The organism is Bradyrhizobium pachyrhizi (assembly GCF_001189245.1).
GTDB classification, from domain to species: Bacteria; Pseudomonadota; Alphaproteobacteria; order Rhizobiales; family Xanthobacteraceae; genus Bradyrhizobium; species Bradyrhizobium pachyrhizi.
In genome coordinates this window covers 19,454-33,164 of sequence record NZ_LFIQ01000103.1, presented here as the reverse complement: position 1 = coordinate 33,164, position 13,711 = coordinate 19,454, and the positions used below count along the sequence as shown (strand labels likewise).

Here is a 13,711-nt window from a genome sequence, read left to right as displayed (position 1 = left end):
GCGAATGCAGCCCTTCTAATCGCCGCACCGCTGTTCGAAACCACACAGGTTATAACAGGTCTCTGAAAACCATGAGCAAGCGAATTGCGATCAGCCTGAGAACTGCGCAGGTTCGTGGTTTGTATCAAGGTTAGAAGGGATCGTATGAACAGCTTTCACTTCTTTTGACGAGGGCGTGAGAGCGACAAACCATTATTTCGTTCGTGGTGACATCGTCGACGGCCAACAATTTTAGCCTCAATCGCCGGTGTTCGTCCAGATTATCTCCTATGTCATGCATGCATATTTGCCGCGGGCGGGACGAAGCTGAAGCTTGATCGTTCAGCTCGAAGCCGTTGCTTTCGATAGGTTGCCGCCGCATCGAGCCATGTTACCCCCGCTATATTGGCGATTAGGTGCAGCGAGCAGCCGTGTCCATCTAGCATTCTCGCTGGACCTTGCCGAATAATGCGACATCGCCAGCCCGGTTGATTGCCGATCGAAAAATTGCGATGATCGATGAGGTTGCAGCTGCCGGGTATCGCGCTCGAAGGCGACGGCTACTGAAGACGCGATACAACAATCGTGGTCCCAGACACCAGCTCGCCATCGGTAGCCGCGCGGCCCACCGAGCAGCCGTTGCTGATCATGGCGCGCGTTGCCTCCATCAACAAGTCGCTCGCTGTCCGCCTTGCGATCGCTTGCCCCCGCAGTAGTGGTGACTGGACGGGCGAGCTAGTACTCACCTGCACCGCGTTGACGACCGCTTCCGCAAATGCGCTGGTCCATTTGCACTATTTGGACCGGCGCCGAGGGCTCGTCGGGCTCATCATCGGTGATTGCGCGCCAAGCCGCTCCGTCGAGATCGTCATACTGGCCACTCTTCAGCGACCACAGAAAGCCCAGCAGGCCGACGAAGCCGAGCGAAAGTGCGAGCGGAACCAGATAGACCAGGACTTCCATCAGGCTGCCTCGCTCCTACGTGCCCGCAGCGCATTAAGCATAACCAGTATCGACGAACCTGACATCGCCGCAGCGGCAATCAGCGGTGTCACCAGGCCGGCGATCGCAATGGGTACGGCCAGGACGTTATAGACGACAGCAAGCCAGAGATTCTGCCGCATCAGCCGCAGCGCCCTGCGCGAGCCTCTGACAGCCGTTATCACCGGCCCGAGACGCTGACCGAGGAAGACCGCATCAGCGACTGCCTGGCTCATATGGGTGGCAGTGACAGGCGACATCGAGGCATACGCCGCGGCAAGCGCGGGTGCGTCGTTCAAGCCGTCGCCGACCATCAACACCTTGTACCCCTGGCCGGTCAGACCCTCGATCCGAGCGACCTTGTCCATCGGCGAGACGTTGGCGCGCCACTTGATAATGCCGAGCGTCTCTGCCGCGCGCCAAACAGCGGGCTCACGATCCCCCGAAACGATCTCCACCATGATACCAAGGCGTGCGAGGCCCGCGACGACCTCTGCCGCGTCTGGCCGTATCCGTTGCTGGATGGCGAAGACATGCCTGGCGTCGCCATGGCTGAACGCGACGACAGAGGCCTCGGGATCACGGCACAGGATCTCGTGTGCGAGGCTGTCAGCACCGCAGAACGAGGGGTGGCCAAGCCGGACCGGCGCCCCTTCATAGCAACCGTGGACGCCCCGCCCGGGCTCCTCTTCGATATCGGCCAGCGGCTCGCTTGCGCCAGCAGCTCGCACGACGGCGGCGGCGATCGGATGGCGGCTCGACAGTGCCAACCGGCCCGCCAATTTGATGACATCATCGGGAATGGCGGCGAGGTTGGCGACGTCGAGCTCGGGCAGCGTCAGCGTACCTGTTTTGTCGAAGATCACTCGGTCCACCTCGGCAATACGCTCGATCGCATCCCCGGCATTGAGCAGCACGCCGGAACGGAATAGTGCGCCGGAGGCCACGGTCTGCACCGCGGGGATCGCCAGGCCCAGCGCGCAAGGGCAGGTGATGATCAAGACCGCAATCGCGGTGACGACCGAATCATGGAAGGTTGCGCCGAAGGCCAGCCAACCCAGCATCGTCAGGAAGGCCGTTGTGTGAACGATCGGTGCATAGAGCCGCGACGCGCGCTCGGCGAGGCGCAGATAGCGCGAGCGCGCTTGCAAGGCATGATCAAGGAGCCTGGAAATCTCGGCAAGCAGCGTGCCGTCCGAGGCTGTTGCCGCGCGAACGCGCAGGGTACCGGATCGGACCAACGTGCCGGCGAACACCGCACTGCCCGGAGCCGCAATCGCCGGCAAGGTCTCGCCGGTAACGAGGCTTTGATCGACCTCGGAGTATCCCTCGATTACGTTGCCGTCGACGGTACAGCACTCGCCGGGTCGCACCAGCACGATATCTCCCGGTTTGATCGCCGCCACCGGAACGGTTCTGATCTCGGTCGAGCTTATGAACTTCGCCGCAGTCTCCGCCTTCAGTGCAGCAAGGTTGCTGGCGAAGGCGCGGGTGCGCCGCCTCATGTTCTGGTCGAGATAGCGGCCTGCGAGCAGGAAGGCAATCAACATGATCGCCGCATCGAAATAGGCGTGCTCGGCATGACCGATGGTCTCGATCACCGAAGTTGCCAAGGCGAGCAGGATGCCGATGCTGATCGGCACGTCCATATTGGCTCCGCGCGCCCGCAGCGCAGCAAAAGCGGAAGAGAAGAACGGTTGCGCGCAATAAGCCGCGGCCGGCAGGACGATCAGCGCGGAAAGCCAATGAAAGAAGTCGCGCTGCTCCGGCAGCATGTCCGAGACATTTCCGGACCATACCGGGATCGACAGCATCATCACGTTCATCGCCGCAAAGGCGGCGACGCCCAGCCGCCGCAGCAAGCTCTGCGCCCTCTCCGCCTCCAGCGTCTCCGCATTGTCCCGCTGGAAGGGATATGCCCGATAGCCTAATTCGGCGAGCCGCTTGACAAATAGCGCTGGATCGAGCCCTCCTACCTTCCACTCGAGCGCCAGCCGGTTTTCGGTGAAGTTCACGCGGGCCGAGGTCACATCCGGAATGCTCGACAGATTGCGCTCGATCTTGGCCATGCAGCCCGCGCAATTGATGCCCTCCACCGCGAGGTCGAGCTGAACGAGGCCCGCGCCTGCCCTCTTCAGAAAGTGAGAAAAATCGATGTCTGCCTGCATGGGTATGTACTCTCAGTTCAGGATGACGCGGTTTTTCGATACAAACATGCGGCGGCCATTGGCATCGCCCTCGATCACGAGATCCCACTGTCCGACAGCGACGCCCGAGGCACTTCCCCGGTAAGTTCCAACACTGGCCTGCGAAACATCAATCGCCCGATCGGCCCGACGGTCGACCGGGCGCTCGAGCCGGGCCACGAAATTCATTCCGGCGACAGGCGCGCCTGAGCGGTCGCGCACCTCGATCGCAAGCACAGCTTCACCGTCTGGCTGCCGGTGGATATGCCCCTGCACCTGCCAACTTCGCTCGTTCTGCTGCCGTGCCGCGTTGATCTCACGCTCATAGGCGAGGCTCGCGCTATAGGCGCTGTCAACCTCCGCCCCCGGCAAGGTCGTGATGGCAAAGCGCATCATTACCAGATTGGCGCCAATCACGACCGAAAAGAAGGTGAGAATGGCGATCAGGACGAAGCGTCCGGTGATGGGCCGTGCGACTGGAATTGATGCGGTCATGGTCAGATCCCGACAGTGATCGTTAGGGGAGGACGAAATGATCCATTGAGGAGGCGACCTCGCCGAGGCCAATGTCGGTGACCCGAAACTTCACCGGCATCGAGCGTTGCGATTTGTCGTCAACCGGCGCTGTCAGCAGCACGCGCAGTTCTGTCGTCGTATCGCGAGCCAAGACGATCATCGGTCGATCGACGGTCACCGAATCGGCGCCGACGACGTGGACAGACGTTTCGGGCGGCCCGTCGACGTCGATCGCGATCACGCGATCGAAGCCGCGCTTGTTGAGCAGGCGCACAGTATAGCCGTTGCGAACCGAACCGTCGCTGAGCCTGACCGCCACGGGATTACGGTCGTGTAGGACGCTGAGATCGAGCAGCGTTCTCGACAACAGCCCATAAAGCATCGCGGCGCAGACGACCGCGATCAAAAGAGCGTAGACGAGCGTGCGGGGCCGCACCGGCTTGAATAGCTCCGACCTGCCGTCCATCCGCCGCCGAATATTGATGTCGTTGTCGTAACCGATCAGACCGGTTTTGCGCCCGATCTTCCTCATGACGGCGTCGCAGGCGTCGATGCATAGCCCGCACTGGATACAGCCCAGCTGGGCGCCGTTGCGGATATCGATCCCGGTCGGGCACACCGCCGCGCATTGATTGCAATCGATGCAGTCTCCGGCCCTTTCGGCGCGCGCGCGCAGATCGAATGATTTCTTCAATGAGCAGCGCTGCTCGCCGCGGTCGTATTTGTAGGTGACATTGAGGGCCCATTCGTCGGTGAGCGCGGCCTGGATGCGCGGCCACGGGCACATATAAACGCAAACCTGCTCGCGCATGTAGCCAGCCAGCAGATACGTCGAAGCGGTCAGGACCCCAATCCAGATATAGCCGATTGCTGGCGCTTGGAACGTCGCCAGATCGCGCACCAAGGTCGGCGCGTCGGCGAAGTACAGCACCCAGGCGCCACCGGTCCACCAAGCGATCATCAACCAGATTGCATGCTTCAGCACGCGCCTTGCCGCGCGCCCCGCTGTCATCGGGCGTGCGGCGGCCTTCAGCCGATCGCGACGGTCGCCCTCGACCCAGCGCTCGAGCGCATAGAACAGGTCGGTCCAGACCGTCTGCGGACAGAGATAACCGCACCACATCCGCCCGCCCAGCGCGTTCATCAGGAACAGGACCATCGCGGCAAGCACGAGCAAACCGGTGAAGTAATAGAGCTCTTGCGGCCACAGCTCGATGAAGAAGAAGTAGAATCGTCGGTTCGGGAAATCGAGCAAGACCGCCTGATCGGGAGCGCCGAGGCCACGATGCCAACGCACGAAGGGCAGCAGGTAGTAGATGCCGAGACAGACCACCATCAGCCGCCATTTGATCGTGCGGAAAGTACCGTGGACGCTCTGCGGATAGACCTTGCTTTGGGCTACATAGAGCGGTCCATCCTCGTCGATCACCGGGTCATCGAGCGAAACGGTCTTGTTCACGGCGGGCTTCATGACCGACCTCACATCGGGCGCGGATGATCACGTTGATCCGAGTCAACGGCGCCGCAGGATTTGCGACCCATCTCGCCTATTGTCCGCCGCCGAGCGAATGCACATAGACGGCAAGTGCCTTGACTGTGACGGGATCTAGCCGCCCGCTCCAAGCCGGCATAATGCCGCCACGGCCATAGCTGATGGTCTCGACCAGCGTGTCCTCGTCCGAGCCGTACAGCCAAATCCGGTCAGTCAGATTTGGCGCGCCGAGTGCCTGATTGCCCTTGGCGTTCTCGCCATGACAGACCGCGCAATTCTCGGCAAAGATCCTTGTGCCGGCAGCAGCATCGAAATTGGCTGTCGTGGTCAGGCCTGACAGCGATCGCACGTAATTCGCTACGGTGACAATCTCGGTTTTCGTGAGGATGCCGTCACGGCCGAAGGCCAGCATTTGTCCCTCATGCGCCTTCGCATGTCCAGAACGTGCGCCGAACTGGATGGTCTGCAGGATCTGGTCGAGCGATCCGCCCCACAGCCAGTCATCGTCATTGAGATTCGGATACCCCTTGGCACCCGCACCGCCGCTCCCATGGCATGGCGCGCAATTGTCGGCGAACACCGTCTTGCCGCGCGCGCGGGCCAATCCCAGCAGGCCAGGATCCTTCTCGATCTCGATAAGAGACGCTTTGCCCAGCACGGCCATCTTCTCGCCGCGCAGCTTCTCAAGACCTGCGAGCTCGTCGACGACGCTGGCGCGCGTCGAATAATCAAACACGCCAGTCGTGTAGCTTGAGAAGAGCGGCCAGGCCGGATAAACGACCCAGTAGCCGATCGCCCAAAGGATCGTGGCGTAGAAGCTTAAGATCCACCAGCGCGGCAGCGGCGTGTTGAGCTCCTTTATACCATCCCATTCGTGCCCCGTCGTGGAGCGGCCGGAGATGTGATCGATGTCGTTGTGCTCGGGCATGATCTGTCAGTCCCGGCGCAGCGGCATGCGCGCTGCAGAATCAAAACGCCCCTTGTTGCGGGGCCAGAGCGCGTAAATGACGATGGCTACGAAGATGCCGACGAACAAAGGCGTCCAGAGCGTCACGACGAAGCTTGATGCCAGGTTCTCGATGGAAAGAACGGCTTTCATGAGGATCCCTCAGCGCAGGTTGGCTTTTTCGTCGTAGAGCTTGAAATCGATCAGTGTGCCGAGCATCTGCAGGTAGGCGACGAGCGCATCGAGTTCGGTTGGATTGCCGGCCCTGCCGTCGAAATTGCGGACAGCCGCCTTCGGATAGCGCTTCTGGAACGACTCGACGTTGGCGCTATCGGGATCGAGCTGCGTCTTCAGGTCGGCGACAGCGTTCTTAATCTGGTCCTCGGTATAGGGGACGCCGATTAGCCGATTGGTGCGCAGATGTGCGACCATGTCGGTCAGGTCGACTTCCGTGTTCACCAGCGACGGATAGCCCGGCATCACCGATTGCGGCACGATGGCGCGCGGATTGATCAAATGCGTGACGTGCCATTCATCGGAATATTTCCCGCCAACACGTGCGAGGTCAGGGCCGGTCCGCTTCGAGCCCCACTGAAATGGGTGGTCATACATGCTCTCAGCAGCCAGCGAGTAATGCCCGTAGCGCTCGACCTCGTCGCGCAACGGCCGGATCATCTGCGAGTGACAGAGGTAGCACCCCTCACGTACGTAGATGTTGCGGCCGGCAAGCTCGAGCGGCGTATACGGCCGCACACCGTCCACCGCCTCGATCGTGCTCTTGAGGTAGAACAACGGCGTGATCTCGACCAGGCCACCGACCGCTATCACGGCAAGGATGCCGGCGATCAAGATGATCGAATTCTTCTCAAAGACCTTGTGTCGGTTCCAGAGCGACATGCGATGACCTATTCCGCGACCTGGAGCGCTCTAGCGTCCTGGATTTGATCGACTTCCTGTGCGTTCACGGTCATCCAGAGGTTGGCGGCCATGATCAGCGCGCCGATCAGGAACAGTGCGCCACCCGCGGCACGGATGATGTAGAAGGGATGCATGGCCTCGACCGACTCGATGAACGAGTACTCGAGGAACCCAAGCGAGGTATAGGCGCGCCACATCAGCCCCTGCAGGATGCCGGACACCCACATCGCAGATATGTAGAGCACGATTCCGATCGTGGCGATCCAGAAGTGCCAGTTGACGAGCTTGAGGCTATACAGCTGGCGATTCCAAAGCCAGGGAATCAGACAATACAGCGCGCCGAATGATACGAAGCCGACCCAGCCCAGCGCGCCCGAATGCACATGGCCGACCGTCCAATCCGTGTAATGACTAAGCGAATTGACGACCTTGATCGCCATGGTGGGACCTTCGAACGTCGCCATGCCGTAAAAGGCAACCGAGACCACAAGCATGCGTAGCACCGGGTCGGTGCGCAGCTTGTCCCAGGCGCCCGAAAGCGTCATCAGGCCGTTGATCATGCCGCCCCATGAGGGCATCCACAGCATGATCGAGAACGTCATGCCCAGCGTCTGTGTCCAGTCCGGCAGCGCCGTGTAGTGTAGATGGTGCGGTCCGGCCCAGATGTAGAGGAAGATCAGCGCCCAGAAGTGGATGATCGACAGGCGGTAAGAATAGACCGGGCGTTCGGCTCTCTTCGGAATGAAGTAGTACATGATCGCCAGGAAGCCTGCGGTCAGGAAGAAGCCGACCGCGTTGTGGCCGTACCACCACTGAAACATGGCATCCTGGACGCCGCCCCAGGCAATGTAGGATTTCGAACCAAACACCGACACCGGCAATGCGGGATTGTTGCCAAGGTGGAGCACTGCAATGGTGACGATAAAGGCGAGATAGAACCAGTTGGCGACGAAGATATGCGGTTCCTTCCGTTTCAACAATGTCGCCAGGAACACCATGAGATAGGTGATCCAGACGATGGTGAGCCAGAGATCGGCGTACCACTCCGGCTCGGCATATTCCTTCGACTGAGTGACACCGAACAGATAGCCCGTGCCCGCGATCACAATGAAGAAATTATAGCCAACGACCACAAACCATGGCGCAAGATCGCCGGCCAGGCGCGTACGGCATGTCTTCTGCACGACGTAGAACGAGGTCGCGATGAGCACGTTTCCGCCGAACGCAAAGATCACCGCCGATGTGTGCAGCGGGCGAAGCCGGCCGAAGCTCGTCCAGGGCAGGTCAAAATTCAGTGCAGGCCAGGCAAGTTGCGAGGCGATCAGCAGACCGATGGAAAAGCCCGCAATGCCCCAGAACATCGCCAGCACCGAGGCGAATTTGATCGGACCGAGATTGTAGTTCGGTCGGCCATTGATCTGCGCCGGCGGTAATTGCGCTGGCCGTTCATAGTAGCGATTGAGGATGACGCCTGCAGCAGCTAGGCTGGCGGCGGAAGCCAGCAATGCGTGGAAGGTAAACGCAGAATCGTGCCCCATCGCTCCGGCGAAAAAGAAAACGTAGGCAGAAACTGCGAATACCGACATCAGGCCTGCTTCACCCATGGTCGTGGATTTCGAGGCAGGAGCTGGGCTTGTCATGGCTTGGCCTTCTTCGAAAGCGGGATGCTTGGGGAACTATTTTCGGAGAGCTCGGCGATTGGATTCATCAATCGCGAAGCGCGGCGGGAGGCCGTCATCGATCCTACGATCGAGCGCGCGCAGGGTGTGTTCGTTGGGGCAGTCTTTCAGCGGATTTCGATACTTCCCTGTTTGGAGGTCGGCGGCGCAACGGGCCTTCCCCTGACATAGGCCGCACACCCGCTGCAGATCGCGCAATACGTCACCATGGCAGGCGGCAAGCGCCCCCTCGGAAAAACCAGCAAGCGCGAGGCGCTTGCTCAAGAGTTCGGGAGAGCCCGGACTTTGCGCCAGGGCTCGAAAAGCGGGTGTGGACAGATTAAGCTCACGCGCGATCGCATCGACGTCTTGCGGGCTCAAGTAAGCCAGCTCGGATGTCCGAGACAGGCTCGCTCGTAACCGGCTGAGCAAATTCCTCAACCGCCAAGGACCACCGATATGTGCAGGTTGGCTAACCATGTGTCATGTCCCTCGAAGCAGCCATAGCTGCTGGAGGCGGAATTGTTTTTGACCTGCATCAAATAAGAGCAACGTGGGAGCAATCGCCCTACCGGCAAGAGGCTTGGCGGAGCGCCGGAGCAAGCCGGCTGAACGAGCGGCCGGCAAGAGTGCCGCAAGGGCACTTCGTGTCACGCACAACAGGACGCCTGCTGCATTAGCGGCGATAGTATTCGCGAGCTCCTTCGAATTGACGCTCGAAGCGATGTTTTTCGAGATCGAGCCCGCACTCGCAGAATGACCACGCCATGAGAGTTCGCGGGACCTGCTAGCCGAAATCAGACTAGCCGCCCCATGCCGGCGGCAATGCAGGCGGGGTTCGAAGCTCCATCGCATCGGCGAAGATGGTCCAATCGCACACACCTTTTTGCTTGCAGAAGTCGGTCTCCGCTTGCTGTGCAGCAGCGCTCAGCGATGCGGCGTCGACCTTGAACGCTGCCTGACAGGCACGATGCTCGTGGCCGGTATCGTCGCAAACGGTCTTAATGAAGCGAACGTCAAATGAAGGCATGACTACCCTCCTTCGGTGGATTTGCTCATCCTTGCCTATTCTGCGATTAGAACCAGGAGAGTATTTGATTTGTCTCAAGCAGCATCCCAAAGCAATTGGCCACTCACCGTGAAAGAGGCTCTTCTGACGAGTGCCGGCGGCCCGGCACTATCGTCGGCAGGACCGGCGCCCCCATGATCGTAAGCCAATGAGGCGAACCATTCCTATCTCGCTTCTGACGGCCCACCCTGCCGCCGCAATGGCGAAGCCGATGATCAGGCTCGCCGCAGCCAAGGTTTCGATAAGGCCAAGGTTCAGGGCTTCCGCGCCAAAGCCTATGGCTGCGATCAGCGCCGGCAAGGCCACCGACAATGCGAGGCGAGCAATCAATCTAAGATCTCCTTCACGCCGCTCGCATCATCAATGACACCTGTTGTCATGTCCGATGTGCGTGCGGTGCACTTCAACATTCGCATGATTGTGCGTCCTGCATTTTGATTTCCATCAACCCGGTTGCATCCAGGTTGTCGGAACTGAGGCGCGGCGCTAGCTAATCACCTGAGCGGAACATGCTTGTCCACCCTGCCCACTCGGGGCGCAGCACGCGCCGTCGGTCGCGCTAGACGCGCACGGCGCATTTTTGACCTGGATCAATACTTCAGCAGTCGCCGACCGGTAGAAACGATCTTCCGGAAGGTCACACACATGGCACACAGAACGACTTGGCGTCCGATCATCTTTTCGTGCCCAAATGCGGGCGACCGGATTCAGGGACTGCTGCCGGACGACGCGGCCGAGTCAGGTGCCAATAACCTGCACCCGATAACCTGCGTCGCTTGCGATGGTCTCCACTTCATCGATCCGCGGACCGACTCGATGCTCCGGGCCGAGCGCAGCTAGCCCGTCCGCCTTACGATCGACGCCGTGAAGGAAACGTCCCACCAATAAAGGATGTTCGATATGACAGGAGACCGCGCGAGACGTGCATGATATTTGGCTGAAGCTGTTCGCGCGGCGGACAAGTGATGTGGTTCGGAATATCTGGAAGGTTGCTTGAATTGTCAGTCGGCGGCGATGAACACCGTCCAGGATCTAACGGCAACGTGACCTGGGAGCGGATCGAGACGGCGCCCTTTGATCGGGACCTGGAGATTGGCGTGATCGAGGGGAATGCGATTCATCGGCTGGTCTTTCCTTGCCGCCGGATCTTCGGCGGCTGGATCAAGGCGAAGAGCGGGGAACACGTTGCTGTGCAGCCCACGCACTGGCGCATTTGGTTCAAATAGCGCTGGCTATCCTGTACAATCTATCGGCGTCATTTGACACGCGTCTACGCCGGTGGTCTCCCGCGGCCAAACGATGAGGGTCGATTGAATGAGAAGGTCCACCGGCAAATATGTCCGACCACATCTGGTATCGCTATGGCGCTGCCGCGGCAGCCGCTGCGCTCGCCCTCGTGCTCCGCGCGGCGCTAAATCCGTATCTCGAGGACCGCTCATTTACGGTCATATACCTTCCGGCGATCGCTTTTGCAGCTTTCGCCGGCGGCCGCGGGCCCGCGAGCTTCGCCACCCTGCTCTGCCTCGTCATCAGCGCGACATTTCTTGGGAAAGGCCTCATCACCGTTTCCGCAAACATGATCGATATTGCCGCGTTCGCGGTAATTGGTCCCATGCTTGGCTTCATGGGCGACCGGCTGCGGCAGGAATCGGAGCAGGCGCGGTATCGGCAAGCCCATCTGCAGTCGATCCTGGACACCGTGCCGGAAGCCATGATCGTGATTGACGACAACGGTATCGTTCGCTCGTTCAGCGCCGCGGCAGTGCGTTTATTTGGCTGGTTGCCGGACGAAGTAGTTGGAAGGAATGTATCCAAGTTGATGCCGCAGCCCTACCGGGCCGAGCACGACCGCTACATTGAACGTTATCTGACCACCGGCGAGCGGCGCATCATCGGCATGGGTCGCATCGTGGTCGGCGAGCGGAGCGATGGCTCGACATTTCCGATGGAGCTTGCCGTCGGCGAGGCCAACGTTCGCGGCGAACGCTTCTTCACCGGCTTCATCCGAGACCTAACCGAACGGCGGGCCCAGGAAAGGCGGCTGCAAGAGCTGCAGTCTGAGCTCGTTCACGTGTCGCGGCTGACCGCCATGGGCGAGATGGCATCGTCCATCGCCCATGAAATCAACCAGCCGCTCTCCGCGATCACAAACTACATGCGCGGCGCAAAAGCTCTGCTGGCGTCGGACAAGCCGAACGCCAATCGCATCGGTGATGCACTGGAACACGCTGTCCAACAGGCTCTGCGCGCTGGCGATATCATCAAGCGGTTGCGGGAATTCGTTGCCAAAGGCGAGACGCAGCATTCTGTGGAAAATCCGCTCACGCTTCTTGAAGAGGCTGTGGCGCTGGCCCTGCTCGGCGCCAAGGAGCAAGGCGTGCGGGTGACGATGCACAGCGACCGCGATCTGCCGTCAATGGTCGTAGACAAGATCCAGATCCAGCAAGTCGCGCTGAACCTGATACGCAACGCAATCGAGGCGATGGCTTCCTGTCCGCGCCGCGAATTGACCGTCGGAGTTAGCAAGGTCGATGGCCTCGCCAGGTTTACCGTTGCTGATACGGGTCCCGGCATCAGTCCTGATGTCGCCGACCGCCTGTTCCAGCCCTTTGTCACGACGAAGGAGCACGGCATGGGTATTGGACTATCAATCTGCCGGACAATCGTCGAATCTCACGGCGGCCACATCGTCGCGCAAGCGAATCCGGGCGGGGGCACGATCTTCCAGTTCACGCTACCATTTGCCGACCTCGGTGAAGAAGCATGACCGGGCGACGCATTGTTGTGATCGACGATGACGCCGCGATGCGGGACTCTCTGGCGTTTCTGCTTGATATTAGTGGTTTCTGGGTAGCAGCCTACGAGACTGCGGCCGAGTTTCTCACTGACATTGCGAGCGGTCCGCTCGACTGCGTTGTATCAGACATCCGCATGCCAGGCATGAGCGGCCTCGAACTGGTCCGCAAGCTGAAGGCCGATCGCATCGTCTGTCCGGTCGTCCTGATAACCGGTCATGGCGACGTATCGCTCGCAGTTGAAGCGATGAAAGCGGGTGCGGTCGATTTCATCGAGAAGCCGTTCGAGGACGAGGTGCTGTTGCGTGCCATCAACGGTGCTTTGGAAGCGCGGTCGACGAAGCCAGCCGATGACGCTGCGAAACTGCAGGCAGAAGCCCGCCTAGCGGACCTCTCGTCGCGCGAACGTGACGTCCTGCGGGGACTATTAGCAGGCAAGATCAACAAGGTAATCGCCCATGATCTTGGCATCAGCCCCCGGACGGTCGAGGTTTACCGCGCCAACCTCATGGCCAAGACCAATGTACGCAGCATGTCCGAGCTGATGCGGATCGCCATCGCCGCCGGACTCTAACAGGGTCGCCAGCGCGCGATACAGGGGACGAACAGTGGTTCGAAAAGATCTTAGACGGATCGTCCATGAATGATCTCAATCGCTTAGGTGGAACGTCCTGGAAATGCGTTGCCCAGCGGTCAAGGCGAGCCCAGGCGAACGGTGCACGCGCTCGTCACCTGGCGCCCGCCCCCTTCTGCGACGATGTCCTCGCATGCCGCTGTTTGATTTTGCAGCAGCCGCCGGAGAAGTTGGAGCATTGGCGTATCGGGCTTAACCGCGGCGACCAGCCGCACATCACCCTCCGTTACTGGCTGGCCGTTCCTCTCAGTGCGAACGGTTTCGACGACATGAATATCGAGCAGGCGATGGCAAGGAATGGACGGCATCCGCGATCTCCGGCCGCCCCGATCCCCCTGATCTGTGCAACAGAGATCGCTGTGCGCGAATCGTGCAGGATTCGCAGTTGACATGACCGATGCAATACATGCCATGCTGGTTCTACTTGGCATCGGACCTGCGCGAACTGTCCGTGGCCGGTTTGATGCTGCCTAAACAAATCTACGACCGCTAGAAGCAGATCGATTGCGCGGCACCAGATTTGTGCTCCGAGGGCAG

General features: G+C 60.3%; 14 protein-coding genes. 4 read left to right on the top strand and 10 right to left on the bottom strand.

What is annotated here, in order from left to right; translation table 11 throughout:
- Positions 1-714: 714 nt before the first annotated feature.
- The 10 genes from ccoS to AKL29_RS25625 form a co-directional block, all read right to left on the bottom strand.
- Positions 715-942 (bottom strand): cbb3-type cytochrome oxidase assembly protein CcoS, encoded by a 228-nt coding sequence (ccoS, locus tag AKL29_RS25670; protein WP_050386093.1) that lies wholly within the window; start codon positions 940-942, stop codon positions 715-717.
- A complete protein-coding gene (locus AKL29_RS25665; protein ID WP_050386092.1) occupies positions 942-3,128 on the bottom strand; it encodes a heavy metal translocating P-type ATPase in 2,187 nt (728 codons plus the stop codon). Before AKL29_RS25665 ends, ccoS begins: the two co-directional genes overlap by 1 nt.
- Positions 3,129-3,140: 12 nt before the next feature.
- Positions 3,141-3,641, bottom strand: coding sequence for a FixH family protein (locus AKL29_RS25660; RefSeq protein WP_050386091.1), 501 nt, complete (start codon positions 3,639-3,641; stop codon positions 3,141-3,143).
- Between the two features lie 22 nt (positions 3,642-3,663).
- On the bottom strand, positions 3,664-5,133 hold the full coding sequence (ccoG, locus tag AKL29_RS25655) for a cytochrome c oxidase accessory protein CcoG (protein ID WP_430648894.1): 1,470 nt from the start codon (positions 5,131-5,133) through the stop codon (positions 3,664-3,666).
- 76 nt (positions 5,134-5,209) lie between these two features.
- Entirely contained in the window at positions 5,210-6,082 is an 873-nt protein-coding gene (gene ccoP / locus AKL29_RS25650; RefSeq protein ID WP_050386090.1) for a cytochrome-c oxidase, cbb3-type subunit III, read from the bottom strand.
- 6 nt (positions 6,083-6,088) lie between these two features.
- Positions 6,089-6,253: a cbb3-type cytochrome c oxidase subunit 3 gene (locus tag AKL29_RS25645; protein WP_050386089.1), complete on the bottom strand. Its 165-nt coding sequence runs from the start codon at positions 6,251-6,253 to the stop codon at positions 6,089-6,091.
- A 9-nt stretch (positions 6,254-6,262) separates the two neighbouring features.
- Positions 6,263-6,997, bottom strand: coding sequence for a cytochrome-c oxidase, cbb3-type subunit II (gene ccoO / locus AKL29_RS25640; protein ID WP_050386088.1), 735 nt, complete (start codon positions 6,995-6,997; stop codon positions 6,263-6,265).
- Positions 6,998-7,005: 8 nt separating this feature from the next.
- Complete coding sequence (ccoN, locus tag AKL29_RS25635; RefSeq protein ID WP_050386087.1) at positions 7,006-8,658, bottom strand: cytochrome-c oxidase, cbb3-type subunit I; 1,653 nt, start codon at positions 8,656-8,658, stop codon at positions 7,006-7,008.
- A gap of 36 nt (positions 8,659-8,694) precedes the next feature.
- Positions 8,695-9,057, bottom strand: coding sequence for a hypothetical protein (locus tag AKL29_RS42245; RefSeq protein WP_160321791.1), 363 nt, complete (start codon positions 9,055-9,057; stop codon positions 8,695-8,697).
- A 421-nt stretch (positions 9,058-9,478) separates the two neighbouring features.
- Positions 9,479-9,706 carry a hypothetical protein gene (locus AKL29_RS25625; protein WP_050386085.1) on the bottom strand — a complete coding sequence of 76 codons (228 nt, stop codon included), beginning with the start codon at positions 9,704-9,706 and terminating at the stop codon, positions 9,479-9,481.
- Positions 9,707-10,710: 1,004 nt separating this feature from the next.
- On the opposite strand from AKL29_RS25625, the gene AKL29_RS25615 reads away from it, so the two are divergent.
- The 4 genes from AKL29_RS25615 (at position 10,711) to AKL29_RS42240 (ending at position 13,563) form a co-directional block, all read left to right on the top strand.
- Positions 10,711-10,971, top strand: a complete 261-nt coding sequence (locus AKL29_RS25615; RefSeq protein ID WP_244482411.1) for a hypothetical protein — start codon at positions 10,711-10,713, stop codon at positions 10,969-10,971.
- 110 nt (positions 10,972-11,081) lie between these two features.
- Positions 11,082-12,512: a sensor histidine kinase gene (locus AKL29_RS25610; protein WP_050386084.1), complete on the top strand. Its 1,431-nt coding sequence runs from the start codon at positions 11,082-11,084 to the stop codon at positions 12,510-12,512.
- Complete coding sequence (fixJ, locus tag AKL29_RS25605) at positions 12,509-13,114, top strand: response regulator FixJ (protein ID WP_050386083.1); 606 nt, start codon at positions 12,509-12,511, stop codon at positions 13,112-13,114. The genes AKL29_RS25610 and fixJ overlap by 4 nt, the downstream gene beginning before the upstream one ends.
- A 65-nt stretch (positions 13,115-13,179) precedes the next feature.
- Entirely contained in the window at positions 13,180-13,563 is a 384-nt protein-coding gene (locus AKL29_RS42240; protein WP_152977767.1) for a hypothetical protein, read from the top strand.
- Positions 13,564-13,711: the final 148 nt, after the last annotated feature.

Coding starts and splice junctions, on each gene's coding strand:
- ccoS (WP_050386093.1), bottom strand. CDS start 942: ATGGAAGTCCTGGTCTATCTGGTTCCGCTCGCACTTTCGCTCGGCTTC.
- AKL29_RS25665 (WP_050386092.1), bottom strand. CDS start 3,128: ATGCAGGCAGACATCGATTTTTCTCACTTTCTGAAGAGGGCAGGCGCG.
- AKL29_RS25660 (WP_050386091.1), bottom strand. CDS start 3,641: ATGACCGCATCAATTCCAGTCGCACGGCCCATCACCGGACGCTTCGTC.
- ccoG (WP_430648894.1), bottom strand. CDS start 5,133: ATGAAGCCCGCCGTGAACAAGACCGTTTCGCTCGATGACCCGGTGATC.
- ccoP (WP_050386090.1), bottom strand. CDS start 6,082: ATGCCCGAGCACAACGACATCGATCACATCTCCGGCCGCTCCACGACG.
- AKL29_RS25645 (WP_050386089.1), bottom strand. CDS start 6,253: ATGAAAGCCGTTCTTTCCATCGAGAACCTGGCATCAAGCTTCGTCGTG.
- ccoO (WP_050386088.1), bottom strand. CDS start 6,997: ATGTCGCTCTGGAACCGACACAAGGTCTTTGAGAAGAATTCGATCATC.
- ccoN (WP_050386087.1), bottom strand. CDS start 8,658: ATGACAAGCCCAGCTCCTGCCTCGAAATCCACGACCATGGGTGAAGCA.
- AKL29_RS25625 (WP_050386085.1), bottom strand. CDS start 9,706: ATGCCTTCATTTGACGTTCGCTTCATTAAGACCGTTTGCGACGATACC.
- AKL29_RS25615 (WP_244482411.1), top strand. CDS start 10,711: ATGTGGTTCGGAATATCTGGAAGGTTGCTTGAATTGTCAGTCGGCGGC.
- AKL29_RS25610 (WP_050386084.1), top strand. CDS start 11,082: ATGTCCGACCACATCTGGTATCGCTATGGCGCTGCCGCGGCAGCCGCT.
- fixJ (WP_050386083.1), top strand. CDS start 12,509: ATGACCGGGCGACGCATTGTTGTGATCGACGATGACGCCGCGATGCGG.
- AKL29_RS42240 (WP_152977767.1), top strand. CDS start 13,180: ATGAATGATCTCAATCGCTTAGGTGGAACGTCCTGGAAATGCGTTGCC.